General features: G+C 73.0%; 25 protein-coding genes. 19 read left to right on the forward strand and 6 right to left on the reverse strand.

Translation table 11 applies throughout. The features are described from left to right. Window positions 1–32: 32 nt before the first annotated feature. The 15 genes from ABEB07_RS12195 to ABEB07_RS12265 all read left to right on the forward strand — a co-directional run bounded on the left by ABEB07_RS12195 (window position 33) and on the right by ABEB07_RS12265 (window position 14,582). Window positions 33–1,043 carry an ABC transporter ATP-binding protein gene (locus ABEB07_RS12195; protein WP_345668342.1) on the forward strand — a complete coding sequence of 337 codons (1,011 nt, stop codon included), beginning with the start codon at window positions 33–35 and terminating at the stop codon, window positions 1,041–1,043. Continuing rightward, window positions 1,040–1,804 carry an MlaE family ABC transporter permease gene (locus tag ABEB07_RS12200; protein WP_176147510.1) on the forward strand — a complete coding sequence of 255 codons (765 nt, stop codon included), beginning with the start codon at window positions 1,040–1,042 and terminating at the stop codon, window positions 1,802–1,804. The genes ABEB07_RS12195 and ABEB07_RS12200 overlap by 4 nt, the downstream gene beginning before the upstream one ends. A 6-nt stretch (window positions 1,805–1,810) precedes the next feature. Beyond that, window positions 1,811–2,617, forward strand: a complete 807-nt coding sequence (locus ABEB07_RS12205; RefSeq protein WP_164584717.1) for an MlaE family ABC transporter permease — start codon at window positions 1,811–1,813, stop codon at window positions 2,615–2,617. 1 nt (window position 2,618) lies between these two features. Then, window positions 2,619–3,872: an MCE family protein gene (locus tag ABEB07_RS12210; protein ID WP_345668343.1), complete on the forward strand. Its 1,254-nt coding sequence runs from the start codon at window positions 2,619–2,621 to the stop codon at window positions 3,870–3,872. After that, window positions 3,869–4,948: an MCE family protein gene (locus ABEB07_RS12215; RefSeq protein WP_176147512.1), complete on the forward strand. Its 1,080-nt coding sequence runs from the start codon at window positions 3,869–3,871 to the stop codon at window positions 4,946–4,948. The genes ABEB07_RS12210 and ABEB07_RS12215 overlap by 4 nt, the downstream gene beginning before the upstream one ends. Beyond that, on the forward strand, window positions 4,945–6,039 hold the full coding sequence (locus tag ABEB07_RS12220; protein WP_345668344.1) for an MCE family protein: 1,095 nt from the start codon (window positions 4,945–4,947) through the stop codon (window positions 6,037–6,039). Before ABEB07_RS12215 ends, ABEB07_RS12220 begins: the two co-directional genes overlap by 4 nt. Further along, window positions 6,039–7,106: an MCE family protein gene (locus ABEB07_RS12225; protein ID WP_345668345.1), complete on the forward strand. Its 1,068-nt coding sequence runs from the start codon at window positions 6,039–6,041 to the stop codon at window positions 7,104–7,106. Before ABEB07_RS12220 ends, ABEB07_RS12225 begins: the two co-directional genes overlap by 1 nt. 155 nt (window positions 7,107–7,261) lie before the next feature. After that, window positions 7,262–8,518: an MCE family protein gene (locus ABEB07_RS12230; protein ID WP_345668413.1), complete on the forward strand. Its 1,257-nt coding sequence runs from the start codon at window positions 7,262–7,264 to the stop codon at window positions 8,516–8,518. Further along, entirely contained in the window at window positions 8,515–9,798 is a 1,284-nt protein-coding gene (locus ABEB07_RS12235; protein ID WP_345668346.1) for an MlaD family protein, read from the forward strand. Before ABEB07_RS12230 ends, ABEB07_RS12235 begins: the two co-directional genes overlap by 4 nt. Next, complete coding sequence (locus ABEB07_RS12240) at window positions 9,795–10,313, forward strand: hypothetical protein (RefSeq protein ID WP_176147516.1); 519 nt, start codon at window positions 9,795–9,797, stop codon at window positions 10,311–10,313. The genes ABEB07_RS12235 and ABEB07_RS12240 overlap by 4 nt, the downstream gene beginning before the upstream one ends. Before the next feature lie 302 nt (window positions 10,314–10,615). Further along, on the forward strand, window positions 10,616–11,305 hold the full coding sequence (locus tag ABEB07_RS12245) for a hypothetical protein (protein WP_425588994.1): 690 nt from the start codon (window positions 10,616–10,618) through the stop codon (window positions 11,303–11,305). Between the two features lie 26 nt (window positions 11,306–11,331). Next, entirely contained in the window at window positions 11,332–11,883 is a 552-nt protein-coding gene (locus ABEB07_RS12250) for a nuclear transport factor 2 family protein (RefSeq protein ID WP_239146171.1), read from the forward strand. Window positions 11,884–11,930: 47 nt separating this feature from the next. Further along, window positions 11,931–12,749: a hypothetical protein gene (locus tag ABEB07_RS12255; RefSeq protein WP_345668347.1), complete on the forward strand. Its 819-nt coding sequence runs from the start codon at window positions 11,931–11,933 to the stop codon at window positions 12,747–12,749. A 131-nt stretch (window positions 12,750–12,880) separates the two neighbouring features. Next, window positions 12,881–14,155: a lytic transglycosylase domain-containing protein gene (locus tag ABEB07_RS12260; RefSeq protein ID WP_345668348.1), complete on the forward strand. Its 1,275-nt coding sequence runs from the start codon at window positions 12,881–12,883 to the stop codon at window positions 14,153–14,155. A gap of 166 nt (window positions 14,156–14,321) precedes the next feature. Then, a complete protein-coding gene (locus tag ABEB07_RS12265; RefSeq protein WP_176147519.1) occupies window positions 14,322–14,582 on the forward strand; it encodes a hypothetical protein in 261 nt (86 codons plus the stop codon). 205 nt (window positions 14,583–14,787) lie between these two features. Here ABEB07_RS12265 and ABEB07_RS12270 read toward each other — a convergent pair whose 3' ends face one another. After that, window positions 14,788–15,066 carry a hypothetical protein gene (locus ABEB07_RS12270; protein WP_176147520.1) on the reverse strand — a complete coding sequence of 93 codons (279 nt, stop codon included), beginning with the start codon at window positions 15,064–15,066 and terminating at the stop codon, window positions 14,788–14,790. Between the two features lie 198 nt (window positions 15,067–15,264). Here ABEB07_RS12270 and ABEB07_RS12275 point away from each other — a divergent pair, with 198 nt between their 5' ends. Then, complete coding sequence (locus ABEB07_RS12275; RefSeq protein ID WP_345668349.1) at window positions 15,265–15,525, forward strand: hypothetical protein; 261 nt, start codon at window positions 15,265–15,267, stop codon at window positions 15,523–15,525. A 50-nt stretch (window positions 15,526–15,575) separates the two neighbouring features. Here the strand turns inward: ABEB07_RS12275 and ABEB07_RS12280 are convergent, their stop codons facing one another. Further along, window positions 15,576–16,175 (reverse strand): TetR/AcrR family transcriptional regulator, encoded by a 600-nt coding sequence (locus tag ABEB07_RS12280; RefSeq protein WP_345668350.1) that lies wholly within the window; start codon window positions 16,173–16,175, stop codon window positions 15,576–15,578. A 164-nt stretch (window positions 16,176–16,339) separates the two neighbouring features. On the opposite strand from ABEB07_RS12280, the gene ABEB07_RS12285 reads away from it, so the two are divergent. The 3 genes from ABEB07_RS12285 (at window position 16,340) to ABEB07_RS12295 (ending at window position 19,961) form a co-directional block, all read left to right on the forward strand. After that, entirely contained in the window at window positions 16,340–18,031 is a 1,692-nt protein-coding gene (locus tag ABEB07_RS12285) for an amidohydrolase (RefSeq protein ID WP_176147523.1), read from the forward strand. Beyond that, window positions 18,024–19,451 (forward strand): APC family permease, encoded by a 1,428-nt coding sequence (locus ABEB07_RS12290; RefSeq protein ID WP_345668351.1) that lies wholly within the window; start codon window positions 18,024–18,026, stop codon window positions 19,449–19,451. Before ABEB07_RS12285 ends, ABEB07_RS12290 begins: the two co-directional genes overlap by 8 nt. 84 nt (window positions 19,452–19,535) lie before the next feature. Further along, on the forward strand, window positions 19,536–19,961 hold the full coding sequence (locus ABEB07_RS12295; protein WP_345668352.1) for a VOC family protein: 426 nt from the start codon (window positions 19,536–19,538) through the stop codon (window positions 19,959–19,961). Window positions 19,962–20,031: 70 nt separating this feature from the next. Here the strand turns inward: ABEB07_RS12295 and ABEB07_RS12300 are convergent, their stop codons facing one another. From ABEB07_RS12300 to ABEB07_RS12315, 4 genes are all read right to left on the reverse strand, one after another. Then, window positions 20,032–20,877, reverse strand: coding sequence for a class II fructose-bisphosphate aldolase (locus ABEB07_RS12300; protein WP_345668353.1), 846 nt, complete (start codon window positions 20,875–20,877; stop codon window positions 20,032–20,034). Next, the gene (locus ABEB07_RS12305; protein ID WP_176147526.1) at window positions 20,858–21,793 is read right to left on the reverse strand and encodes a 1-phosphofructokinase family hexose kinase; all 936 of its coding nucleotides are present in this window, start codon (window positions 21,791–21,793) and stop codon (window positions 20,858–20,860) included. Before ABEB07_RS12305 ends, ABEB07_RS12300 begins: the two co-directional genes overlap by 20 nt. Window positions 21,794–21,853: 60 nt before the next feature. Further along, entirely contained in the window at window positions 21,854–22,795 is a 942-nt protein-coding gene (locus ABEB07_RS12310) for an SIS domain-containing protein (protein ID WP_345668354.1), read from the reverse strand. Window positions 22,796–23,024: 229 nt separating this feature from the next. Continuing rightward, entirely contained in the window at window positions 23,025–25,226 is a 2,202-nt protein-coding gene (locus ABEB07_RS12315) for an RICIN domain-containing protein (protein ID WP_345668355.1), read from the reverse strand. Between the last annotated feature and the right edge of the window lie 305 nt (window positions 25,227–25,531).

The following is a 25,531-nucleotide window of genomic DNA, read 5'->3' on the forward strand; positions in this document are numbered from 1 at the left end:
GTGCGCACTGGCTCACCCTTGGCGGAGGTGATATGGGAATCGAAGTCGTGGTCGAGGGCCTGACCAAGTCGTTCGGCAAGCAGAACATCTGGCAGGATGTGACTCTCACGCTTCCGGCCGGTGAAGTCAGTGTCATGCTCGGCCCGTCCGGCACCGGTAAGACGGTGTTTCTTAAATCGCTCATCGGTCTCCTCAAACCGGACCGCGGCCGTGTCCTCATCAATGGGGTGGACATGGTGAACAGTCCGGAGCGCGAGATTTTCGAGACCCGGAAACTCTTCGGGCTCATGTTCCAGGACGGCGCCCTCTTCGGCTCCATGTCCCTCTTCGACAACATCGCCTTCCCGCTGCGCGAGCACACGCGCAAGAAGGAGGCCGAGATCCGCCGCATCGTCATGGAGCGGATCGAGGTCGTCGGACTCCTGGGCGCCGAGCGCAAACTGCCGGGAGAGATCAGCGGCGGCATGCGCAAGCGGGCCGGCCTGGCCCGCGCCCTGGTGCTCGACCCGCAGATCATCCTGTGCGACGAGCCGGACTCCGGCCTCGACCCGGTGCGCACCGCCTACCTCTCCCAGCTGCTGATCGACCTCAACGCCCAGATCGACGCGACGATGCTGATCGTCACCCACAACCTCGACATCGCCGCCACGGTTCCCGACAACATGGGCATGCTCTTCCGCCGCGAACTGGTCACCTTCGGCCCGCGCGAGCTGCTGCTCACCAGCGAGGAACCGGTCGTCGCCCAGTTCCTCGCCGGCCGCCGCGAGGGCCCCATCGGCATGTCGGAGGAGAAGGACGCCGCGGCCCTGGCCGCCGAGGCCGCCGATCCCCGGACCCGGGCGAACACGCCCCGCGAGATCGTCCCGCAGCTCGAACCCTCCCCGGGCCTGCCCGCGCGGCGCGCCGCCGCCCGGCGCCGCGAACGCGTCCTCGGCATGCTCGACCGGCTGCCGCCCGCCGCCCGCGCGGCCATCGAGCGCACCTACGCCTCGGCCCCCACCGCACCCGCCATGCCCCTGCCGGCGACCGGGAGCGGCTCATGATCACCGGGGCGCTGCGGCAGACCGGACGGCTCTTCGCGCTCTCCGCCGAGGTCAGCCGGGCCATCTTCAAACGCCCTTTCCAGTTCCGGGAGTTCGTCGAGCAGTTCTGGTTCCTCGCCAGCGTGACGATCCTGCCCGCCGCGCTCGTCTCGATCCCCTTCGGCGCCGTGATCGCCCTCCAGGTCGGCTCGCTCACCCAGCAGCTGGGCGCCCAGTCCTTCACCGGCGGGGCCAGCGTGCTCGCCGTCGTCCAGCAGGCCAGCCCCCTCATCGTGGCCCTGCTGATCTCCGGCGCGGGCGGCTCCGCCATCTGCGCCGACCTCGGCTCCCGCACCATCCGCGAGGAGCTGGACGCGATGGAGGTCATGGGCGTCTCGCCGGTGCAGCGCCTGGTCGTACCGCGGGTCCTGGCCGCCATGGGCGTGGCCGTCCTGCTCAACGGACTGGTCTCGGTGGTCGGCATCCTCGGCGGCTACTTCTTCAACGTCTACCTCCAGGACGGCACCCCCGGCGCCTACCTGTCCAGCTTCTCCTCGCTCGCCCAGCTGCCCGACCTCTACGTCAGCGAACTCAAGGCCGTCATCTTCGGGTTCATCGCGGGCATCGTCGCCGCCTACCGCGGCCTCAACCCGCGCGGCGGACCCAAGGGCGTGGGCGACGCCGTCAACCAGTCCGTCGTCATCACCTTCCTCCTGCTGTTCTTCGTCAACATGGTGATCACGGGCGTCTATCTCCAGATCGTCCCGCCGAAGGGGGGCTGAGGAACCGTGGCCTCCCCGCTCGTATGGCTCGACCGCTCCGGCGAGCGCATGATCTTCTACATCCGCTCCGTGCTCTGGGTTCCGCGCACCCTGCGCCGCTACCTCAAGGAGGTGCGGCGGCTGCTGGCCGAGGTCGCCTTCGGCACCGGCGGCCTCGGCGTCATCGGCGGCACCATCGGCGTGATGATCGGGATGACGCTGTTCACCGGGACCGTCGTCGGACTCCAGGGCTACGCGGCCCTGGACCAGATCGGCACCGCGGCGTTCACCGGTTTCGTCTCCGCCTACTTCAACACCCGCGAGATCGCCCCCCTGGTCTCCGGGCTCGCCCTCTCCGCGACCGTGGGCGCCGGCTTCACCGCGCAGCTCGGCGCCATGCGCATCAACGAGGAGGTCGACGCCCTGGAGGCCATGGGCATCCGCTCCCTGCCCTACCTGGTCACCACCCGCATCATCGCCGGCGTCGTCGCCATCGTCCCGCTCTACGCGATCGGCCTGCTCTCCTCCTACCTGGCCTCCCGCGTCGTGACGGTCATGTTCAAGGGCCAGTCCAGCGGCACCTACGACCACTACTTCAACCTGTTCCTGTCCCCCACGGACGTGCTGCTGTCGGTGCTGAAGGTGCTGATCTTCAGCGTGATCGTGATCATCGCGCACTGCTACCACGGCTTCCACGCCCACGGCGGGCCGGCCGGCGTCGGCGTCGCCGTGGGCCGCTCGGTGCGCAACGCCATCGTGCTGATCTCGGTCACCGACTTCTTCCTCTCGCTGGCCCTGTGGGGCGCCACCACGACCGTGAAGGTGGCGGGGTGAGATGAGCAGTCCACGAGGCGAGAAGCTGCGCCGCCGGCTGGCGGGCGTGGTGTTCGTGACCGTGCCCGTCCTGCTGATCTGGCTGGCGGTCGCCGTCTACGACAAGACGTTCACCGACAGCGACCCGGTGGTCGTGGAGACCGGCTCCGTCGGCAACGAGATGCACCTGGGCGCCGAGGTGAAGGTGCGCGGCGTCGTCGTCGGCGAGGTGCGCGCCATCGACCCCACCGCCGACGGCGCCCGGCTCACCCTGGCCCTGCGCCCCGGCGCCCTGGACCGCATCCCGGCCGACGTCAGCGCTCAGATGCTGCCCACCACCCTGTTCGGCGAACGCTTCGTGGCCCTGGTCCCGCCCGCGCACCCCGACGGCCGGACGCTGGCCGCGGGAACCGTCATCCCGCAGGACCGCTCCGCCAACGCCGTCGAACTGCAACAGGTGCTCGACAACGTGCTGCCGATGCTCACCGCCGTCCAGCCGCAGAAACTCTCCGCCACCCTCTCGGCCGTCTCCCAGGCGCTGTCCGGACGCGGCGGCCGGCTCGGCGAGACCCTCAGCCGGCTCGACGACCACCTGCGCAGGTTCAACCCCGAACTGCCCACCCTCAACCGCGACCTGAAAGAACTCGTGAAGGTCAGCAACGTCTACGCCGACGCCGCGCCCGACATCGTCACCGCGCTCACCGACTTCACCACCACCAGCCGCACCCTGGCCGAGAAGGACGGCGACCTGGCCGCCGCGCTCGGCGCCACCACCACCACCGCCCAGGACCTCACCACCTTCCTGCGGCAGAACAAGAGCAACATCATCCGGCTCAGCGCCGCCTCCCGGCCCACCCTGAGCCTGCTCGCCGAGTACTCCTCGTCCTTCCCCTGCACCCTGCGCACCCTCGCCGACTTCGTGCCCCGGATGGACCAGGCCCTCGGCAAGGGCACCGGACAGCCCGGACTGCACGTGGACGTCACCACCGTGGCCTCACGGGGCGCCTACGAAGCCGGCCGGGACACCCCGTCCTACGACGCCACCGGCGGCCCGCACTGCTACCCCGTGCCCTACCTCGGCGTACCCGCCGCGGCCGCCGCGCAGGTGCCGGCCACCGCCGCCCAGAGCCTCGGACCGGCCAACTCCCCGCAGGAGAACCAGCTCGTCAACGAACTGCTCGCCCCGGCCACCGGCCGGCAGCCCGACGACCTGCCGGACTGGAGCAGCCTGCTGGCCGGGCCGACGCTGCGCGGCGCGGAGGTGACGCTGCGATGAGGATCCGCCGCAGCGCGGGCGAACAGCGCGCCGAGGCGCACCCGAGCCGCCGCCCGCTGACCGGACCCCTGCTGAAGTCGCTCGTCTTCGTGGTGGTGACCGCGCTGGCCACCACCGTGCTCGGCCTGAGCGTCGCCAACACCGGCGTGGGCGACGGCACCCTCTCCTACAAGGCCCTGTTCACCGACGTCACCGGCCTCGTCGACGGCGACAGCGTGCGCGTGTCCGGGGTGAAGGTCGGCGAGGTCACCGACGTACGCGTCGTCGACCGGCGCACCGCCCAGGTCACCTTCGCCGTGCGCGAGAGCCAGTCCCTGCCCCGCTCGACCACCGCCGCCGTGAAATACCTCAACATGGTCGGGCAGCGCTACCTCGCCCTCGACCGGGGCAGCGGAACCCTCACCGGCACCCTGGAGTCCGGCGACACCATCCCGCTCGACCGCACCCAGCCCGCACTCGACCTCACCCTGCTCTTCAACGGATTCAAGCCGCTGTTCGAGGGACTCTCCCCGAAGGACGTCAACGAACTGGCCGGCTCCATCGTCCAGGTGCTCCAGGGCGAGGGCGGCACCGTCGACAGCCTGATCCAGCACATCGGCTCGCTCAGCACGACGGTGGCCGCCAAGGACCAGGTCGTCGGGGAAGTGGTCAAGAACCTCGACACGGTCCTGACCACCCTCAACGACCGCGAGGCCGGATTCGACGACCTGGTCGACACCCTGCGCCGGCTCGTCAGCGGATTCAACGACGACCGCAAACCGCTGGGCCAGGCCGTGGCCGCGATGGGCGACCTCACCACCGTGACCGCCGGCCTCCTCCAGGACGGACGCGCACCCCTCAAGCAGGACATCGGCGAACTGGGCAGGCTCTCCGGCAACCTCGGCGACGGCACACCGCAGATCGAGAACTTCCTCGCCAAGAGCCCCGCCAAGATGACCGCCCTGGCCCGCCTGTCCTCCTACGGATCATGGTTCAACCTCTATCTCTGCGAGGCCCGAGTGAACGGAGTGACGACCAGCGACGGCTCCAAGGCGCCCACCGGCATCCAGGTCACCGAGGCGAGGTGCGGCGCATGACCCTCCTGCAGCGGCCCGAACGCCGCACCGAGGACCGCGCCCCCCGCACCCGCCGGCCGCTCCTGAAGCCCGTCAAGGAACGCGACCCGGTCGCCGTCGCCCTCGTCGGCCTGCTCCTGCTCGCCCTGCTCGTCCTCCTCGCCTACAACGCCGACCGGCTGCCCCTGGTCGGCGGCGGCACCGCCTACAGCGCCGACTTCAGCGAAGCGGCCGGCCTCGACAAGGGCGACGAGGTACGCGTCGCCGGCGTCAAGGTCGGCAAGGTCACCGGCGTCTCCCTCGACGGCGACAAGGTCAAGGTCACCTTCGAGACCAAGGGCGCCTGGATCGGCGACCGCACCACGGCCGCCATCGCCATCAAGACCCTGCTCGGCGACAAGTACCTGGCCCTCGACCCGCTCGGCGCCGCCCGCCAGGACCCTGGCAGCCGCATCCCGCTCAACCGCACCACCTCGCCCTACGACGTGACGCAGGCCTTCCAGGACCTCGGCTCCACCGTCGACGCCATCGACACCCAGCAGCTCGCCAAGAGCTTCGAGACCATCTCGCAGACCTTCAAGGACTCGCCGCCCGACGTGCGCAACGCCGCCACCGGCCTGTCCGCCCTGTCGCGCACCGTCTCCAAACGCGACCAGGAACTCTCCAAACTCCTCCAGGGCAGCCAGCGGTTCACCAAGACCCTCCAGGACAAGAAGTCCAGCTTCGAGACGCTCATCGAGGACGGTGGCTCCCTCCTCGGCGAACTCCAGGACCGCCGCGACGCCATCCGCGCCCTGCTCACCGGCAGCAGGGCCCTGTCCACCCAGCTCAGCGGCCTGATCGCGGACAACGACAAACAACTGGCGCCCACGCTCAAGGCGTTGGGCCGCGTCACCGACGTCCTGAACGCGAACAGCAGCCAGCTCGACCGGACCCTGGCCCTGGTCGGCCCCTACTACCGCCTCGTCGGCAACACCCTCGGCAGCGGACGCTGGTTCGACAGCTACCTGTGCGGAGTCGTGCCCCGAAGCTACCTGCCCGCCAAGTCCCAGCCCAGCACCGGGTGCATGCCGCCGAAGCAGTCGGGGCAGGCCCAGGGGAGCGGTGAGTGATGACCGAGCGCCGAATACCGCCGCCCAAGCGCCGCATACCGCTGCCCAGGAGCCGCGGCGCCCGGCTCCTCGCCGCCGCCCTCGCCCTCGTGGTGGTCGCCGCCGGCCTGGCCGTCGCCGGGACCTTCGACTCCACCGGCACCCGCCTGACCGCCTACTTCGACCGCGCCGTCGGCATCTACGCCGGCTCCGACCTGCGCATCCTCGGCGTCCGCGCCGGCGAGGTGGCGTCGGTGCACCCGCAGGGCACCCAGGTACGCGTCGAACTCCACCTGGACGACGGGGTGAAGGTCCCGGCCGGCGCGCGCGCCGTGATCGTGGCGCCGAGCGTCGTCGCCGACCGGTTCGTGCAGCTCACCCCCGCCTACCGCGACGGGCCGGCCCTCGCCGACGGCGCCGTGCTGCCCGCCTCCGGCAACCGCACACCCGTCGAGATCGACCAGCTCTACGCCTCGGTCACCGACCTCAGCAAGGCGCTCGGGCCCAACGGCGCCAACGCCACCGGCGCCCTGTCCGACCTGCTGAAGACCGGCGCCGCCAACCTCGACGGCAACGGCGCGGCCATCGGCGACAGCATCGAGCAGTTCGGCAAGGCGGCCAAGACCCTCAACGGCTCCAGCGACTCCCTGTTCACCACCCTCAGCCAGCTCCAGACGTTCACCACCATGCTCAAGGACAAGGACACCGACGTCCGCACCGCCCAGGAACGCCTGGACACCGTCGTCGGCTTCTTCGCCGACAACAAGGACGACCTGGCCGGCGCGCTCAAGGAACTCGGCACGGCGCTCGCCCAGGTCAAGCAGTTCATCAAGGACAACCGCGGCGAGCTGAAGAAGAACGTCGACAAGCTCGTGCCGATCACCCAGACCCTCGTCCGGCAGCGGGCCTCGCTCGCCGAGGCACTGGACGTGGCGCCGCTGGCCGCGAGCAACCTCGTCGGCGCCTACGACACCGACACCCGCTCCATCGACGGCCGCGCCAACCTCAACGAGATCAGCATGGGCGGCCCGCTGCTGCCGCTGCCGGCCACCGGCGGCGCGGCCGCCTCCGGAGAGGGGGCGCGGTGAAGCGCCGCACACCACGGCCCGAGGACGCACCCGAGCCCGAGGAGACGACCCGGCGGGAGACGGCGGCCACCGAACCGCCCGAGGACGGGGAGCCGACCGTGAGCGGCCCGCGGCACGCCGCCGCGACCGCGGCACGCGGCCTGCGCACCGGCGCGATGGCCGTCGGCACCTCCGCGGGCGGCCTCATCGCCCTCGCCCTCGGCTTCACCCTGGCGCTCGGCGCGTTCACCCTCACCGTGCCCCGCTTCGACGGGATCGAGGACCTGCCGCTGCCCGGCGGCGCCGACCTGGGCTCCCACCCCTACACCGTCACCGCCGAACTCGACGACGTGCTCAGCCTGGTCCCGCAGGCCGCGGTCAAGGTCAACGACGTCGCCGTCGGCCGGGTCACCGCCATCCGCCTCGACGGCTGGCACGCCCGCGTCACCATGAAGATCAACGGCGATGTGCGGCTGCCCGCCGACGCCGGCGCCCGCCTGGAGCAGTCCAGCCTGCTCGGCGAGAAGTACGTCCAGCTCGTGGCCCCCGCCAAGGACACCACCACCGCGCGCCTCGCCGACGGAAGCGTCATCCCGGTCGCCCGCACCGGCCGCAACACCGAGGTCGAGGAAGTCTTCGGCGCGCTGTCCCTGCTGCTCAACGGCGGCGGCGTCAACCAGCTCAAGTCCATCACCCAGGAACTCAACGCCGCCCTCGGCGGACGCGAGAGCACAGTGCGTTCCACCCTCGAACGGGTCAACACCCTCGTCACCGACCTCGACGACCACCGCGGCGACATCACCGACGCCCTCGACGCCGTCAACCGGCTCTCCGCGACGCTGGCCGGCCGCAAGGACGACGTACGGACCGTCCTCACCGACCTCTCGCCCGGCCTGAAGACCCTGGACGAGCAGCGCGGCTCCCTGCTCACCATGCTGCGCTCCCTCGACACGCTCTCCGGCGTCGCCGTCTCCACCGTCAAGGCAAGCAAGCAGGACATGGTCGCCGACCTCAAGGCGCTCGCACCCACCCTGCGGGCCCTCGCCGACGCGGGCACCGACCTGCCCGACTCGCTCCAGGCACTGCTCACCTACCCCTTCACCGACGAGGTGCTGAACGGAGTGAAGGGCGACTACCTCAACGTGTACCTGAACATGACCGCCACGCCCGGTACGCAGATCATCCCGCCGCTGGTGCCGCAGAGCACGGCCGCCCCGTCCGCCTCCGCCCCGGCCGGCGGACAGGGCGCGGCGGCCGGACCGGGCGCGAAGAAGGGCGCCGCCGGCAAGGACGCCGGGAAGAAGGGCGCCGCGAAGAAGAGCCCGGCCCGGCCGTCGGGCGGGGCGACCCCCTCCGGCGCGGCCTCGCCCACGGCCGTGCTGCCGCTGCCGACCGTCTCCACCTCGGCCCAGGACGGAGGCGCCTCCCGGTGATCACCCTCGCCGTACGCCTGAAGAACCTCGCCTTCCTGGTCATCGCCGTCCTCGTCCTCGGCTTCGTCGGCATCCGCTACGCCGACCTGGGCCGCTTCGTCGGGGTCGCCGACTACTACACCGTCGACGTCCGACTCCCGGCCACCGGCGGCCTGTTCACCCACTCCGACGTCACCTACCGAGGAGTGTCGGTGGGGCGCGTCGGCCCCATCGACCTCACCGGCGACGGCGTGGTGGCCGAACTGCGCATCAAGAAGTCCGCCCCGCACATCCCCGCCGACACCCGGGCCGTCGTGGCGGGTCTGTCCGCCGTCGGCGAGCAGTACATCGACCTGCGGCCGCAGAGCGACGACGGCCCCTACCTCGCCGACGGCTCCCGCATCGAGCAGGACGACACCCAGATCCCCGCGCCCGTCACCGACGTCCTCAGCAGCGTCGACGACCTCACCCGGTCGGTGCCGCTGGACGACCTGCGCACGGTCGTCGACGAACTGGGCAAGGCGTTCGAGGGCCACGGCGACGACCTCCAGGTGCTGCTCGACAACGGCAACGCCTTCGTGGAGGCCGCCGACCGGGCGCTGCCGTCCACCACCCGGCTGATCGACGACGGCGAGACGGTGCTGCGCACCCAGGCCGAAGAGGGCCGCGCCGTACGCGACTTCGCCACCGGAGCCAGAGAACTCACCAAGACCCTCAAGGGGTCCGACGCCGATCTGCGCCGGCTGCTCACCGTCACCCCGGACGCGGCCACCCAGATCAGCGGCGTCCTGCGCGACCTCGACCCGAGTCTGGGCGTGGTCCTCGCCAACCTCCTGACCACCTCCGAGATCGCCGTCACCCGTCAGCACGGCATCGAGGAACTCCTCGTGAAGTACCCGGCGGCCATCGCCGCCGGCGCCACCGCCGTCGACGGAGGAAAGGTGCACCTCGGCATGGCCGTCACCTTCTTCAAGCCACTGCCGTGCACCGCCGGGTACGGCGGCACGCGCTACCGCAACGGACTCGACCTCGGCACCGCGCCCGCCCTCAACACCGGGGCGTCCTGCACCGCGTCGGCCGCGTCGGGAGTGAACGTACGGGGCTCGGCGCACGCCCCGGGCGGCGGCGCGGTGCCCGAGCCGGCCAAGCCGGGCTCGCTGCCCTCGGGCAGCGCCGGCGCCACGGCCGAGGGCGCCGCCGCCCCCGAACTGCCCGGCGCCCTCGCCCTGCCGAACGCCGCCGAAGGCGGCCCGGCGGGCATGGCGGGGCTGCTCGCACCGGCCGCGGGGGACGCCCGATGAACAAGGCCCGCGTCGTCATCGGCGCGGCGCTCGCCCTGGCGGTGGGATTCTGCGGCACGGGCGCGTGGACGTACGCCCGGGCCCGCGGCGACGACTCCCTCGCCTACGGCCGTGCGCGCGACGAGGCGCTCGCCGACGGGCGCGCCGCCCTCACCGTGCTGACCAGCCTGGACGCCTCCACCCGGCAGCGCGCCCAGGCGGGCATCCGGGACTGGGGCGCGGCGTCGACCGGACCGCTGCGGGACGAACTGGCCAGGACCGCGCCCAAGGCGGGAGCGTCGGCGCGCGGCACGGTCACCGAGGCCGCCGTCACCGCCCTCGACACGCACTCGGGCACGGCGAAACTCATCGCGACCGTGCGGGTGGACGTCACACCCGCCGGGACCAAGACGGCCACCACGGACCGCAAACGCCTCGAAGCGGTCCTGGAGCGCACCGGCGCGGGCCGGTGGAAGGTCAGGGCACTGGACGCCGTACCGGTCGCGGGCGCGGCACAGGAGGACGACGGCCGATGACACGTCTGGTGCGCGAGGACGGGACACGCGAGGACGCCGCCGCCCCGGCGGACGAGACCGCCCGGTCCACGGCGGGCGACCTGCCCGCGAAGGACTCCGAGCCCGGTGCGGGCGGCAGCGGCCCGGAGCCGCGCGGGGAGGAACGCGGCGCGGCGGAGTCCGGCACGCGGGCCGTCGACGGGCGGGCCGGGGGTTCGGTGGCCGATGGTCCGGTGGCCGATGGCGCCGTGGCCGGTGATCCGCAGGCCGGGGGTTCGCTGCCCGACGGCGCGGAGGCCGCCGGTTCGCGGGCCGGGGGTTCGGTGGCCGCCGGTTCGCGGGCCGGGGCTTCGGAGTCCGGGGCTGCGGAGGCCGGCGGGGACGGGCCGGGTACGCGGGCCTGGGAGGACCGGGCGGACCGGGCGGACCGGGCGGCCGGTGAGGATCAGGCGGACCCGGAGGCCGGTGAAGACGCCTCGGCGGGGGAGACGGGCGGGCGCCGCCGCTTCGGCGGCCGGCGGCTGCGGGCGACCGCCCTCGCCGTGCTCGCCGCCGTGCTCGTCCTCGCCGGCTGCGGCTTCTTCTACCGTGCCCACGAGCTGAGGTCCGCCCCGGCGGCCGAGAACCGGGCGCTGACCGACACGGCGGCCACCACCCGCGTCGCGGGTGACATCGCCGACGACCTCGCCCGCGTCTTCTCGTACACACCGGACGGCCTCGACGCCACCGAGCGCTCGGCGCGCACCGTCCTCACCGGGCGGGCGGCACGCCAGTACACCCAGCTGATCGACCGGATCCGCGCGGACGTCACCAAGCAGCGCGTCACCCTCAGCACCCAGGTGGTGCGCACCGGAGTGATCCGGCTCGACGGGGACGACGCGCGGCTGCTGGTCTTCCTCGACCAGGTCTCGCGCCGCGGCAAGGCCGCCGGCGCCTCCGCCGCCGCCCAGCTCACGATCACCGCGCACCGGGAGAACGGCCAATGGCGGATCGTCGACATCACCACCCGCTGAACGTGCGCGGGAGACGGGAGACACCCATGGAAGGCACGGCCCGCACGGCCCGCCCGCTCGCGAGGCTCCGGTCGCTGCCGGCCGTGCTCCTCGCCCTGGCCCTGGTCGCGGGCGGCTTCGCGGCCTGGGCCGGCTGGGACTGGTACGCGGCGGCCCACGACGACTCGGCGGCGTACGCGGTCCAGCGGGACCGTGCCCTGGCCGCCGGCGAACAGGCCGTCCAGAACCTGAACACCCTCGACCACGACGACCTCGACCACGGCCTCGATCTGTGGGAGTCCTCCACGACCGGCGAACTGCACGACCAACTCGCCTCAGGACGCAAGGAGTTCGCCGCGCAGGTGCAGACGGCGAAGACCGTCACGACAGCCCGGGTGCTCTCGGGCGCGGTCACCGAGCTCGACGACCGGGCGGGCCGGGCCCGGGTGCTCGTCGCGTTGCGGGTGACCGTGAAGGCGCCCGGCGGCAAGAGCACCGACAAGGACAGCCGGATGCTCGGCGAACTGACCCGCACCGGCGGTCAGTGGAAGCTCAGCGCCCTGGGCCAGGCGCCCGTCGGCGGCTCATCGGCCGGCTGATCGGACGGCACGCGACGACAGCCGGCAGCACGAGAGGACCACACCCGATGCCCACGACCCGCCACACCCTCAACCACCAGCGCCGCCGCCAGGCCCGCGAGGCCGCTTCCCCCGCCCCGGCCGCCCCGCCCGCGCGCACCCCGGAGCCCCCCGCCCCCGACCGCGCCGGGGCCGCCCGCGCACAGCGGCAGGCGACCGCGCCCGGGAAGGAGGCGCCGAGCCGGGACACGGCGACGAGGGCGACGACCCCGGCACGGGCGAAGCGGGCGGACCCGGTGCGGGACACACCGCGCCCCGGGCGGATCCGCCGGCCGCCCCGCTCCGTGGGTCTGGCGCTGCTGTGCCTGCTGACCCTCGTCCTCGGCGGCTTCGCCGGCTGGGCGCACGCCCGCGCCCAGGACCTGCGCGCCGACCCGGCGGTCCGCAACACGGCCCTGACCGACGCCGCCCGCACCAGCGAGATCAAGGGCCAGACGGAGAAGGCCGTCGCCGCGCTCTTCTCCTACGACCACGCCGACCCCGCCGCCTACGAGAAGGCCACCAAGACTCTCCTCACGGGGAAGGCGGTCGCCCAGCACAAGGCCCTGCTCGACGCCGTCCGCACCCGGGCCGACCAGCAGAAGGCGGTCATCACCACCACCGTCACCGACAGCGCGGTCGAACGCGTCGACGGCGACCGCGCCCGGGTCCTCGTCTACGCCGACCAGAGCAGCGTCAGCACCGCCGGGACCAAGGCATCGGCGAGCGGCAAGGGCAAGCAGTCGGCGCAGGACGAGGGAACCTACGCCGGAGCCATGTTCGCCGTCGACGTGCTGCGCCGCGATGGGCGGTGGCTCGTCTCCGGCATCGACACCTTCGGCCGCTGACGCCGGACCGCCCGGCGCCGGCCGCGACCGCGCCCGGCCGTACCGACGCGGCGAGCGGACCCGTCGAACCCACGGATGCACCGACGCAGCGCTGTACCGATGTACCGACGTACCGACAGGAAGGGACGCCCATGCCCGCACGCCGTGCGCGACGTCTGCGAGTCCGGACCCGACAAGGTCTGCGGAGCACCGCCATCGCCGCCGCGGCCGTGGCGGCCCTCACCGCCTCGCAGGCGCCCGTCCCCCAGGCGGCGGCCCGCAGCGCGCCCGACGCCCCGGCCGCCGGGGAGCAGCCTCCGCCGCCCGCGGAGGTTCCCCGGGTGACGTCGGCGCCGCCGCCCGACGACGGCACGTATCACACCGAACTGCCGCCGCTGACCACCCGGGGCGCGCCGCTGACGCCCCGCCAGGTCAGCGAGGTGCGGACCGAGTCGGGCATCCCCGCCACCGTGCTGCGCGCCTACCGTGCGGCCGAGCGGTCCGTCGCCCGCACCGACCCGGGATGCCGGCTGCCGTGGCAGCTGCTCGCCGCCATCGGCAAGGTGGAGTCCGGCCAGGCGCGCGGCGGCGCGGTGGACCCGCGGGGCACGACCCTGGGCCGGATCACCGGCCCCGCGCTCGACGGGCGGGGTTTCGCGCTGGTCCGGGACACCGACGGCGGGCGCGAGGACGGGGACGCGGTCTACGACCGGGCGGTGGGGCCCATGCAGTTCCTGCCGTCGACCTGGGCCGGGTGGGGCGTGGACGGCAACGGCGACGGCCGCGCCGATCCGAACAACGTCTTCGACGCCGCCCTGGCGGCCGGACACTACCTGTGCGCCGGGAACAGGGACCTGGGCCGGGCGGCGGACGTGGACGCGGCGATCCTCAGCTACAACGACTCCCGGCCCTACCTCCAACTGGTGCGGTACTGGCTGGACTTCTACCGTCGCGGTGTGCACGGCGTGCCCGACGGCAAGGGGGTGATCCCGACGTCCGCAGGTGCGGGCAGCGACACCCAGGCCACGAAGCCCGTGGACGACAAGGGCGGGAATAACGACAAGGGCGACAAGAACGACAAGGGTGACAAGGGCGGGGGCGGGATCGTCATCGGTCCCGATCCGGCGGGCTCCGTGCCGGGCTCCCCGGCGACACCCGCGCCCTCGTCCAGGCCGACCAGGAAGCCGATCCCCACGCCGTCCGGCGGGTCGTCGGCGCCCGAACCGTCGCGGTCCCCGACCGGCTCGCCGACGCCCGGCGATTCGCCGTCCCCGGACCCGAGCGACTCGGCGAGCCCGTCCTCCTCACCGAGTCCGTCCGACTCGGCCGATCCGTCCGATGCGGCGAGCCCGTCCGGCGACACGTCCACTGAACCGACCGGCGGCTCCGCCGCCCCGGCCGGCGATTCCTCCGCCGCAACGCCCTGACCTGCGGCGGACGCCCCCGGCGGGCGGCCCCGCGCCGGCCTGCCGCTTACCCGAAAGAGTGGACATAAGGGTGCTGATCCGACAAAAGGCTGTCAAGATGATCTACGCTTGCTCCTGTCAGTGATCATCCCGCCACACACCGTGGCGGCGTGACGAAGGAGAGGCAATGCGCAAGTTCCAGAAGGCCGCTGTCGTCGTGGCCATGCTCGGCAGTGTCGGCTTCGTGGGTGCCGGTGCGGCCCAGGCCCACGGTGGCGACGGCGGAGCGGCGTTCGACATCAAGCAGAGCCAGACCTGCACGGGTCAGGTCGACAGCCAGCAGGGCCTCGTGAACGTTCAGGACCTGGGCGTCGCCGCCAACGTCCTGGGCATCGGCAACCCGGTCGGCAAGGTCACCTCGGTGGTCTGCCCCTCCAGCATCGGCTGACGATCACCGGCCGAGTGAGCTAGACGGATCTTGGGGTGCGGACCTGCGGGTTCGCACCCCGAGCCGCGTTCGGCCCCCGCGCCGCCCGGCCGCCGACGCGTCGTGCACGGCGCCGGCTCGCCGTGCGCGGTGCTCCACCGCGGCGGCCGCCGCCCGACGCCACTCGATCGGCGCGATTATTACGGCGTAATGGCGTACGGCCGGTTCAGGCGGTGGGCGCCACCGGCAGACCGGTGGAGGCGGGCGCCAGGTCGAGCGCGTGCAGCCGGTTCCAGTGCCCGCGCAGGACGTCCTCGGGCGCACCGGTGAGCGCGGCCGCCGGATCGTGCAGGACCAGGCGCAGTTCGTCCTGGTCCCGGTCCGCGGCGGGGGAGCCGGGCGCCGACAGCGGATGGTGACGCGCCCACCAGCGTGCGGCGACGACGGCTCCGACGACGGCCGCGGCGGTGATGGTGAGGGCGTCGCGCGGCGTGGCCGACTGCATGGCGGATCCTCTCGACAGCGGTGGGCGAGCCCGCGGATCACCTCAACGAGCCCACGGGCACCTCAACAGGTTGCCCCGCCGGGGGAATTCATGCCTGTGCCGCCCGTCCGCTCCGGACCGGCGCGTGCGGCCTCCGGCCCGGGGTACGCGGAAGGCCGGGCCCGGGCTCGGGCATCGCACGGAGGGGAGAGACGGCTCATGTCGCTGCGGGAGAAGATCGGGGCGTCCGGAACGGGTGAACTGCGGCCCGGCACCAGGCAGCGCGCTCAACTGCGCGTCCGTGTCGCCGACATCGCCTGGACCGCCACGTGTGTGGTCCTGGCCCTGTGGGCGGTGTGGAGTTCCGTCGGCGTCGCACGGGGCGCCACCGCCTGGGCGTACTGCGCGGTGGCGTGGGTCCTGCTGGCCGTCGCCCTGTGGATGCGGGTCAACGCCGTCCGCCACCGGACGCGGATCTGACGGTCCGGCAGACGCTTCCGCGGGTCCGTCCGGCGCCGTCCCCGCCCCGCTCACACGGCCGGCGCGCCGAAGGCCCGTGCGGCGCCGAACATCGCCTGGACGGCGCGGGACACGGTGATCTGGCCGTTGCCGGCGACGATGTGCAGTCCGTACGCGTCCTCCAGCGCCACGAGGTTCAGGGCCGCCGTCGACGTGTCCAAGGACAGGTCGAACACCCCGGAGTCGGCCCCTCGTTCCAGCACGGCGAGATACGTGGCCAGTTGCCGTTCGTACATCGCCTCGACCAGCGTGGTGTGCAGCGGTGAACTGCCCGCCACGACGTCGAACTCGTACAGCAGGCGCATCAGCGCGTCGTCGGGCCCGGTCGGCAGGCCGGCGCGGATCGTCTCCCCGAGCAGCCGCGCCGGGTCCGTGACGGTGTCCCGCAGCGCGTCGCGCCGGTCGCAGAAGCGCTCCATGCCCGCCCGGTACGCCTCCCTCAGCAGCGCGTCCAGGTCGTCGTAGTAGTACAGGACCGCCCCGCGGGTCAGCCCCGCCCGGCGCGCCACGTCCGCCAGCGAGAGGGAGCGCAGCCCGGTGCTCGCGGTGGTGTCGATCACCGCCTGGATGAGGTGGGCGCGGCGTTCGTCCTGGTTCTTGGGGCGGGCCATGTCTTGACACTAGCCGAGATCCTCATGACACTCGACCCATTCTTTGACGCCTACGTAAAAAAACTCGCGTACCGCCTCCGCGCCCCCTCGCGCCCGTTCGCGGTGCGCCCCGAGCCGCGCCGGGCCCGTGCCGTCGCGGGCGCGGCCCAGAACCGAGGACCACCATGCTCGACACCCTGATCACCGGCGCACGTGTGCGCACCTTCGACGACGCCCGGCCGTGGGCCGGCGCCGTCGGCATCACCGGCGGGCGCATCGCCTACGTCGGCGAGGAGACGGACGCCCCCGCCGCCCGCGAACACCGCCGCCTGGACGGCGGCCTGCTCACACCCGGCGTCATCGACAGCCACAACCACCTGCTGCTCGGCTTCGACCCCGACGCCGTCAGCCTGGAGGGCGCCGACACCCTGGAGGAGGTCCGCCGCCGCCTCGCCGAACTGGCCGGAGCACGCCCGGACCTGACCTGGATCTGCGCCGAGAACGCCGTCTACTCGGTGGTCCACGGCCGCCGCCCGCACGCCCGCGACCTGGCCGGCATCACCACCCGCCCGGTCTTCGTCACCACCTACGACCAGCACTCGGTGTGGCTCAACGACGCCGCCGTGCGCGCGCTGGGCCTGGACGACGGCGGCGACATCCCCTGGGGCCGCCCGGAGCGCGACGCCGACGGCCGGGCGACCGGCTGGGTCACCGACTTCTACACCAGCGCCATGACGACGGCGGGCCTGGCCGGGCTCCAGCGCGACATCCCCATGTACTCGCCCCAGCGCCGCTACCGCAAGCTGCTCGGCAGCCTGGAGATGGCCACCGCCGCCGGCATCACCACCGTCGTCGAACCGCAGGTCCCGCTCGCGGAGATCGACCTGTTCCGGCGCGCCCAGGACGAAGGCCGCCTCAGCTCCCGCGTCATCGCGGCGCTCTTCCACCCGATGGGCTCCGACGGCGCGTTCCGCAGGCAGCTGCGCGAGGCCGCCGACGCGGCCCCCGGCGGCGACCGCCTGGCCTTCGGCCCCGTCAAGCTCTACGCCGACGACGTGATCGAACCGCACAACGCCTGGATGCTGGACGACTACGCCAACCGGCCCGGCCACCGCGGCCACCCCTCCGCGCCGCTGGGCGAACTCACCCAGGTCGTCACCGAACTCGACCGCCTCGGCTTCCAGACCCACACCCACGCCACCGGCGACGGCGGCATCCGCCTCGCCCTGGACGCCGTCGAGCACGCCGCGCGCGCCAACGGCACCCGCGACCGCCGCCACGGGATCGTGCACGTCGAGTGTCTCGCCCCCGAGGACCTGCCGCGCTTCGCCCGGCTCGGCGTCACCGCGGCCATGCAGCCGCGCCACTGCTCCCCGGACCTGGTGGCCGGCACCTGGATGGAGAACGTCGGCCAGGCCCGCTGGGACCGGGCCTGGCGGCTGCGCTCCCTCATGGCCTCCGGCGCACACGTGGCCCTCTCCAGCGACTGGCAGGTGGGGGAGATGGACCCGCTGGTCGGCTTCTACTCGGCCCTCACCCGGGCCGGCCTCGACGGCAAGGACGCCTGGACCCCGGCCGAGCGCCTGGGCCTGGACGAGACACTGCGCGGCTACACCGCCGAGGGCGCCTGGGCCTGGCACCGCGAGGACGAGTACGGCGTCATCCGCGAGGGCGCCAAGGCGGACCTCGTCGCCTGGTCCGAGGACCTCTACGCGCTCGAACCGGACCCGGCCGCCCTGCTGCACCAGCGGGCCGAGATCACCTGGGTGGGCGGCGAGGTCGTCCACGACGCCGCCACGGCACGCCCCACCGCGGGCCACTACGGCGCGCTCACCTCCTGCTCCGCCCACACCGAAGGCGGTCACACCCATGCCTGACCTCTCCGCACAGCCACCCGGCGCCCCACCCACCCCCGTCGCCACCCCTGAGACCGCCACCGCCGGACACACCCACACCGCTCCGGGCGGCGCGGGCCTGCGACGCGGCCTGAAGCTGCGCCACATCGTCTTCCTCGGCCTGGCCTTCATGGCGCCCCTGGCCGTGTTCGACACCTTCGGCCTGGTCTCCGAAGCGACCGACGGCCATGTGCCGCTGGCCTACCTGGCCGTCCTCGTCGCCGTGGGCCTCACCGCGCTCAGCTACGCGCGGATGGCCCGCCGCATCACCTCCGCCGGGTCCGTGTACACCTACGCGGGCAAGGCGCTCGGCGCCCCCGTGGGCTTCCTGGTGGGCTGGTCCGCCACGCTGGACTACGTCCTGCTGCCCATGCTCAACGCCCTGCTGGCCGCGATCTACATGGGGGCCGTGCTGCCCGCCGTCCCGGCCTGGGTGTGGGTGCTGTCCACCGTGGTCCTCTGCACGGCGCTGAATCTGGTCGGGGTGCGACTGGCCGCCAAGGTCAACGTGGCACTCGTGATCGTCCAGGCCGGGGTGGCCATCGCGTTCCTCGTCTTCGCCGTCCGCGCCGTCCTCACCCACGGCCGGTCCTTCGGGACCACCGGGTTCGACCCGGCCACGGTGGGGCTGCCCGACCTGTTCGGCGGCGCCTCACTGCTGGCCCTGTCCTTCCTCGGCTTCGACGCCGTCTCCACGCTCTCCGAGGAGGCCGAGCGCCCGCGCCGGGACATCCCACGGGCCATCCTGCTCATCGTGGCCGCCGCCGGGGTCTTCTTCCTCGCCATCACCTACGTCATGCAGACGCTCTTCCCGGACGTCTCGGCCGTGGGCGACATCGTGGGAGCCTCACCGCAGATCGCCCGGTACATCGGCGGCGCCGCGTTCCAGACCGTCTTCGTCGGCGGATACCTCACCGCCGTCCTCGGCTGCGGCCTGACCCAGCAGATGAGCGCGGCGCGGCTGCTGTTCGCCATGGGCCGCGACGGGATGCTGCCGCGCAAGGTCTTCGGCCGGGTCGACCCGCGTACCGGCGTGCCCGCCGCCAACGTCCTCGTCGTGGGCGTCATCGCCGCCTCCGCGGTCTTCCTGGACCTCGGCAGCGCCGCGTCACTGATCAACTTCGGCGCCTACGTCGCCTTCGCCGCGGTGAACGTGGCGGTGATCGGCTTCTGGGTGCGCGACCGCCGCGCGGGACGGCCGGAGGCCCGCGGCGCCGCGGCCGCCGTACTGCAACTGCTGCTGCCGGCCCTCGGGCTCGTAGTGAACGTCGCCCTGTGGATCAGCCTGGACACCCCGGCCAAGGTCGTGGGCGTCGTCTGGGCCCTCGTCGGCGTCGCGATCCTCGCCCTGCGCTCGGGCGGCTTCCGCCGCCCGGTGCGCACCCCGGACCTGGCGGAGTAGCGGCGGGCGACCCGGCGGACCGCGGCCGCCCGCGGCCGGAGAAATGAGCGGCGCGGTCCCCGGACCCCTTGGTACGGTGCGCCGATGTCAGCGATCAGGCAGGTCCAGGTCACCTTCGACTGCGCGGAACCCGAGCGCCTCGCCCGCTTCTGGTGCGAGGTGCTCGGGTATGTCGTACCGCCGCCGGACGGGTTCGCCACGTGGGACGACTTCACCCGTGCGCAGCCGCCCGAACAGCGCGACGCGTGGTGCGCCTGCGTGGACCCCTCGGGTGTGGGCCCGCGCCTGTTCTTCCAGCGGGTCCCCGAGGGGAAGGCCGTCAAGAACCGGGTGCACCTCGACGTGCGGGTCGGCACCGGGCTGGTGGGGGAGGAGCGCCTCGCCGCACTCGACGCCGAACGCGCCCGCCTGGTCCCGCTCGGCGCGGTGCACGTGCAGACCCTGTACGACGGCGACGACGCGTGCATCCCGATGCTGGACATCGAGGGCAACGAGTTCTGCATCGACTGAGGCCGACCTGAGACCGACCGAGGCCGACCGAGACCGACCGGGGCGGTGGCGGGCGCGATCGCGTGCGGGCTCACCGCCGTCCGTCGGCGGTGAGGAGTTCCAGGAGCCGGGCCACCTCGCTCTCGACCGCGGCACGGGCGGCGCTCAGGTAGGCGCGGGTGTCGGTCAGGGCGGTGTTCGCGGCGAGTTCCCTCCGCGCGGCCTGGGTGAAGAGCTTGTTGAGGTGGGTGGAGATGTTCACCTTGGTCATGCCCGCGGCGACCGCGCCGGCCAGTCCGTCGTCGTCCACGCCGGACGAGCCGTGCAGCACCAGCGGCACGTCGAGCACCTCGCGCAGCCGTGCGATCAGCGCGAAGTCGACGGCGGCGTCACGGGTCACCATGGCGTGCGAACTGCCCACCGCCACGGCCAGGGCGTCGACCGCCGTGGCCCCGGTGAAGGCGAGCGCCTCCCCGGGATCGGTCCGCACACCCGGAGCGTGGGCGCCGTCCTTGCCGCCGACCTCGCCGAGTTCGGCCTCGACCCACACGTTCGCCCGGTGGCAGTACCGCGTCACCTCGCGGGTGGCGGCGAGATTCTCCTCGTACGGCAGCCGGGAAGCGTCGAACATGACCGAGGTGAAGCCGAGTTCGACGGCTTCGCGGACCAGGTCGACGGACTCCGCGTGATCGAGGTGGACGGCGACCGGGACGCGGGAGGAGCGGGCGATGGCCAGCGAGGCGTGACCGAGGGGCGCCAGGGCGCGGTGGTAGCGCGCGGTGTTCTCGCTGATCTGGAGGATGACGGGCTGCCCGGCCCGCTCGGCCCCGGCCACGATGGCCTCCGCGTGCTCCAGTTGTACGACGTTGAACGCGCCGACCCCCCTGCCCGCCTCGTGAGCCGGGCCGACGATGTCGTCAGTAGGTGTGAGCGGCACTGATCTTCTCCAGAGCGACGTGGGTGCGGAAACGGTGGTGGAGCCGGGCGTCGAAGTCGCCGGCCAGGGGGCACGGCACGGCCGCGGCGGACAGGGCCACCGCCTCCCGCAGGACCGCGTCCCAGGTCAGGCCGTCCACCAGACCCGCGGCGAGCGCGGCCACGCAGGCGTCGCCCGCGCCGGTGGGATTGCCCGCCAGGCGCTCCGGCGGGACGGCGCGCCAGCTCTCCGTCCGGGTGACGGCGAGCAGGCCCTCGGGGCCGCGGGAGACGACCACCGCCTTCGCGCCGTGGGTGCGCAGGTCGGCCGCGGCCCGGGCCACGTCCTGCCGGCCCGTCGCTTCGAGGATCTCGGCGGCGTTGGGCTTGACGACGTCCGGACCGGCGCTCAGGGCGTCCAGCAGGGCGCTGCCACTGGTGTCGAGGACCGTCGCCGCGCCCGCCTCGTGGGACGCCCGGATCAGTTCGGCGTAGGCGTCGGACGGCAGCCCCGGCGGCAGGCTGCCGGAGAGCACCACGACGTGCGCGTCCCGCACGAGGCGGGGGAAGCGGTCCGCGAAGTCCTCCCACTCGGCGGTGCTCACCCTCGCCCCGGGCTCGTTGAAGACGGTCGCGTCGCCGTCCCGGCGGGAGACCACGGTGACCGTACGGCGGGAGTCGTCCGCCACCGGCACCAGGGCGTCCGCAAGTCCGGCCGCGCGGAGGTCGGCGCGGATGACCCGGCCCGTCGCCCCGCCGGCGAAACCGGTCACGAGGGTGCGGTGACCGAGTGCGGCCAGCACCCGGGCGACGTTGACGCCCTTGCCGCCGGCGCGTCTGCGCAGGACCTGGGTCACCCGGTGCGACCCGTGCGGGATCAGGGCCTCCACCTCGTAGGTGACGTCGAGCGCGGCGTTGAGGGTGACGGTGACGATCACGGTGTCCGGCTCCTCTTCGGCTCGCCGCCGTCGCTCACGCGGCCGCTCGCGGCGGGGGCGTCAGGCATGGGAGTCGAGGATCACCGAGCGGGTCAGGTTGCGGGGGCGGTCCGGGTCGAGACCGCGCGTCCGAGCGAGTGCCACGGCGAGCCGCTGCGCGAGGATCAGATCCGCCATCGGGTCCGAGCCCCCCGCCGTCTCCGCTCCGGCGAACGTGCCGCCGGCCCGGGCGACCTCGTCGGCCAGGCCCTGCGGCGCCGTGCCGAACATCCAGGTGACGCGCCCGGGGGCGGCGATGCTGATCGGGCCGTGCCGGTACTCCATGGCCGGATACGCCTCGGTCCAGGCGCCGGCGGCCTCCCGCATCTTCAGCCCGGCCTCCAGGGCGAGGCCGTACGTCCAGCCGGCGCCCAGGAAGGTGAACTGCTCGGCGTCGCACAGCCGCGGATCCAGCGGCGCGGCCACCGCCCGTTCCGCGTCCTGGACGGCTCGGGACAGCGGACGCGTCCCGGCCGGCAGGGCGCCGGCCGACTCCAGGTGGCCGCGCAGCAGGGCCAGCACGCTGGTGGCGAAACGCGTCTGGACCACCGACTCCTCGTCCGCGAAGTCCAGCACGACCACCGAGTCGGCCGCCTTCATGACGGGAGTGCGGGGGTCCGCGGTGAGGGCCACGGTCGGCACCGTCCCTGCGAGCCGGGACAGCAGCTCCAGCACCTCCGAGGTGGTGCCGGAGCGGGTGATCGCCAGGACTCGGTCGTAGCGCCGGCCCACGGGGAACTCCGAGGCCGCGAAGGCGTCGGTCTCCCCCTGGCCACCGTCCTCGCGCAGCCGGGCGTAGGCCATGGCCATGAACCAGGAGGTTCCGCAGCCGACCACGGCCACCCGCTCTCCGTCACGGGGGAGCACGTCCCGCACCTGTGCGACGAGAGCGGCCGCCCGCCGCCAGGTGTGGGGCTGTGACGCGATTTCCGTGGTGGTGCGGCATTCGGTCGAGTCGGCCATGCGCGGAGTCCTTCTTCTTCGGATGAGAGATGCACGGGAGCGATGTGCAAGAAGGTGCTCGATGCGAGCGACTTTCGAGCAGAATCGAGCACGCGCCCTCAGTATTGACGGCGGCCGGGTGGGAGCCAAGGCGGGTTATCGGACCGTTACTTCCGCCCTGGGGGCGGCGGACCGCCGGGTGCGGCGGGGCGGCGGCGCCGGTCCGGCCGCCGCCGCCCCCGGGTCTGCTTCAGCCCAGCGTCCAGCGCTGCAACGCCGAGCCGGTGTCGGGCTGCTGGGTGACGAGGGCGCCGTCGGCGGTGGAGGCGGTGGTGAGCAGCAGACCGCTCTTCTGGGAGGCGACCGTGTAACCGCCCGGGACGGCGCTGAGCACCCACCGCTGGTTGCCGCTGCCGGTGCAGGTCCACTGGATGACCTTGGCGCCGGCGGCGGTCGAGCCGCCGCTGATGTCCACGCACAGCTTCGACTGGCCGTTGACGATCTGGTACGAGCCGTCCGGCTGCCGGGTGAAGACCCAGCTCTGGTTGGCGCCGGCGTTGGGGGTCCAGGTCACCAGCTGGGTGCCGGCCGTGGTGGAGTGGTCCGGATCGTCCAGGGCCTTGTCGCTCGCGGTGAGGGTGTGGACGCCGTCGAGGGACGCGGTGCCGACCGGAGTGAAGGCGAGGGTCTGTTCGGCGGCTGTGCGCGATCCGCCGACGGCGTTGCCCGAGGCGTCGGTCCAGGAGCGCACGGGTGTGGTCTCGGCGAGGCGGCCGGCGGCGGAGGACAGGCCGATCACCAGGCCGCTGTAGCGGTTGACCAGCCGGTAGGCGCCCTTGGACCCGGTGCTGGGGATGATCCACCACTGCTGGCCGACGGAGGGGCCGCCCGCGCCGGCCGCGGTGACCGTGGGCTTGGCGCCCCAGGCGCGGCCGGTCGTGGACGTGGCGTCGACGCCCAGCAGTTGGCCGGTGGCGCCGTTGGCGATCCGGTAGGAGCCGTCGCCGTCGGCGGCGAACGACCAAGACTCCAGGGCGGATCCGGTGGCGGCGCCCAGCGATGTGGTCGCCGAGCCGCCCGATGCCTGGGCGAGGACGCGGCCGCCCGCGCTGGTGATCCGGTAGGACTTGGACAGATCCACCGGCGCGGCGGCGGGCGCGGAGGAGCCCACGGTGACGTCGACGTACTCGCCGGAGGCGCCGTTGGAGCAGCCGAAGGAGCAGTAGGAGCGGAAACTGCGGCCCAGGATCGCGGAGTTGGTCTTGTTCGCGCCGTCGAGGAACCAGCGGTACCAGGACGCGGTGCGGTAGGAGCCGGTGTCGCCGATCGGGTACCACTTCTGGGTGGCGAGGTCGTCGGTGGCGTAGAGCTGCTGGGGTGCGTTGCCGGACTGGTCGACGGCCTGGGGTTCGCCGATGTACAGCCCCAGGTACGCGTCGTAGGCGATGTCCATCACGAACAGGGGCGAGGTCGCGGGCATCTTGCCGGCCGCGATCTGCTGGCTCACCGTGCCGGTGTTCGCCGGGTCGTACTCGCCGGAGACGGGGGTGTACCCGGTCGAGCCGGCGGAGCCGGCCGGCACCATGTTGCTCTCCTTGCCGCCCACGCCCGGCTGCGACCAGGCGCCGTCGTACCACTTCTGCCACGACCCGGGCGCCATCTTGGCGGAGATCGGCGCGCGCGCCACGTGCTCCTGGAAGGCTTTCCAGCCGCTGCCCTTCTCGACGACCCGGGAGCCGTAGTAGACGTAGAAGTAGCCGGAGGCGGCGTCCACGAACAGCCGCTGGTCACCGTCGCCGTAGTAGTACGTCTGCTGGGGGAAGGCGGCGGTGTCGCCCCGCTTGGTGCTGTAGGGGGACGTGAGGGCGTGGCCCTTGATGCTCCATGTCCTGCCCTGGTCGGTGGAGACGGCGTAGTCGATCGCGTCGTAGTGGACGCCGTCGCCGAAGGGCTGCGGGGTGAACTCGTTGTGGACCAGGCCGTACCAGTCGCCCGTGTCCGGGTCGGTCCACACACCGACCAGGTCGCAGTAGTTCTTCTGGGAGTAACTGGAGCCGCTGGGTGCGGCGGTGGCCTCCCGGCCGGTGGGGCTGTTGTTGCACCGCCAGGTGGTGTCGCCGTTCTTGTCGAGCGGGTTGGCGGGGTTCACCGCGTCGCTGATCGTGCTGGAGAAGGCGGCGCTGTCGAAGTCGCGGCCCGTGTAGAAGTCCCACTTGCGGGGTTCGCTCGCGCCGTACAGGGCGGCGGACTGCTGGTAGTAGAAGGTGCCGTCCTTGTCGATGAACGGGGCGGCCGGGGTGTCCGTCGGGTGGGTCCAGGAGCCCTTCGCGCCGACGGTCACCGTATAGGCGGCGTCGGACGGGGCGGCGGCGGCCTGGGGCGGGGTGTTCCCGACCAGCGCCAGGGCCGCGGCGGCGGCTATGGCGGGCAGGACGAAGCGGGGGCGTGGCACAGGTGCTCCTTGAGTGTGCGGGGGACGTCGGCGTCCGGCGCCGTCGGCTCGGCGACACCGGGACGACCATGAGCGTGTTGCGCGACCTCCGGAAGGGAGGGAGCTGGGAAGCCCCTGGGGGGAGAACGCGGGGAATCCCGGAAGGGAGGGGCGTTGATCAGGGGCTGTGAAGGGCGCAGGGGCATCGCGTCACCTGTCGGCTTCCTCCTGGCGACGAGGACCCCGAGGGAAGGTGAGGGAGACAGTAGACGAATGGCATCGATAACACTAGAGCCGCGGCACCGTCACTCCGCCGCCGTCACCGC

The sequence above is a fragment of the Streptomyces similanensis genome (assembly GCF_039543625.1).
Classification (GTDB): domain Bacteria; phylum Actinomycetota; class Actinomycetes; order Streptomycetales; family Streptomycetaceae; genus Streptomyces; species Streptomyces similanensis.

What these genes read in the sequence shown, in the direction of transcription:
- ABEB07_RS12195 (WP_345668342.1), top strand. Translation starts at nt 33, where the DNA reads ATGGGAATCGAAGTCGTGGTCGAGGGCCTGACCAAGTCGTTCGGCAAG.
- ABEB07_RS12200 (WP_176147510.1), top strand. Translation starts at nt 1,040, where the DNA reads ATGATCACCGGGGCGCTGCGGCAGACCGGACGGCTCTTCGCGCTCTCC.
- ABEB07_RS12210 (WP_345668343.1), top strand. Translation starts at nt 2,619, where the DNA reads ATGAGCAGTCCACGAGGCGAGAAGCTGCGCCGCCGGCTGGCGGGCGTG.
- ABEB07_RS12215 (WP_176147512.1), top strand. Translation starts at nt 3,869, where the DNA reads ATGAGGATCCGCCGCAGCGCGGGCGAACAGCGCGCCGAGGCGCACCCG.
- ABEB07_RS12220 (WP_345668344.1), top strand. Translation starts at nt 4,945, where the DNA reads ATGACCCTCCTGCAGCGGCCCGAACGCCGCACCGAGGACCGCGCCCCC.
- ABEB07_RS12225 (WP_345668345.1), top strand. Translation starts at nt 6,039, where the DNA reads ATGACCGAGCGCCGAATACCGCCGCCCAAGCGCCGCATACCGCTGCCC.
- ABEB07_RS12230 (WP_345668413.1), top strand. Translation starts at nt 7,262, where the DNA reads ATGGCCGTCGGCACCTCCGCGGGCGGCCTCATCGCCCTCGCCCTCGGC.
- ABEB07_RS12240 (WP_176147516.1), top strand. Translation starts at nt 9,795, where the DNA reads ATGAACAAGGCCCGCGTCGTCATCGGCGCGGCGCTCGCCCTGGCGGTG.
- ABEB07_RS12250 (WP_239146171.1), top strand. Translation starts at nt 11,332, where the DNA reads ATGGAAGGCACGGCCCGCACGGCCCGCCCGCTCGCGAGGCTCCGGTCG.
- ABEB07_RS12255 (WP_345668347.1), top strand. Translation starts at nt 11,931, where the DNA reads ATGCCCACGACCCGCCACACCCTCAACCACCAGCGCCGCCGCCAGGCC.
- ABEB07_RS12260 (WP_345668348.1), top strand. Translation starts at nt 12,881, where the DNA reads ATGCCCGCACGCCGTGCGCGACGTCTGCGAGTCCGGACCCGACAAGGT.
- ABEB07_RS12265 (WP_176147519.1), top strand. Translation starts at nt 14,322, where the DNA reads ATGCGCAAGTTCCAGAAGGCCGCTGTCGTCGTGGCCATGCTCGGCAGT.
- ABEB07_RS12270 (WP_176147520.1), bottom strand. Translation starts at nt 15,066, where the DNA reads ATGCAGTCGGCCACGCCGCGCGACGCCCTCACCATCACCGCCGCGGCC.
- ABEB07_RS12275 (WP_345668349.1), top strand. Translation starts at nt 15,265, where the DNA reads ATGTCGCTGCGGGAGAAGATCGGGGCGTCCGGAACGGGTGAACTGCGG.
- ABEB07_RS12280 (WP_345668350.1), bottom strand. Translation starts at nt 16,175, where the DNA reads ATGGCCCGCCCCAAGAACCAGGACGAACGCCGCGCCCACCTCATCCAG.
- ABEB07_RS12285 (WP_176147523.1), top strand. Translation starts at nt 16,340, where the DNA reads ATGCTCGACACCCTGATCACCGGCGCACGTGTGCGCACCTTCGACGAC.
- ABEB07_RS12290 (WP_345668351.1), top strand. Translation starts at nt 18,024, where the DNA reads ATGCCTGACCTCTCCGCACAGCCACCCGGCGCCCCACCCACCCCCGTC.
- ABEB07_RS12295 (WP_345668352.1), top strand. Translation starts at nt 19,536, where the DNA reads ATGTCAGCGATCAGGCAGGTCCAGGTCACCTTCGACTGCGCGGAACCC.
- ABEB07_RS12310 (WP_345668354.1), bottom strand. Translation starts at nt 22,795, where the DNA reads ATGGCCGACTCGACCGAATGCCGCACCACCACGGAAATCGCGTCACAG.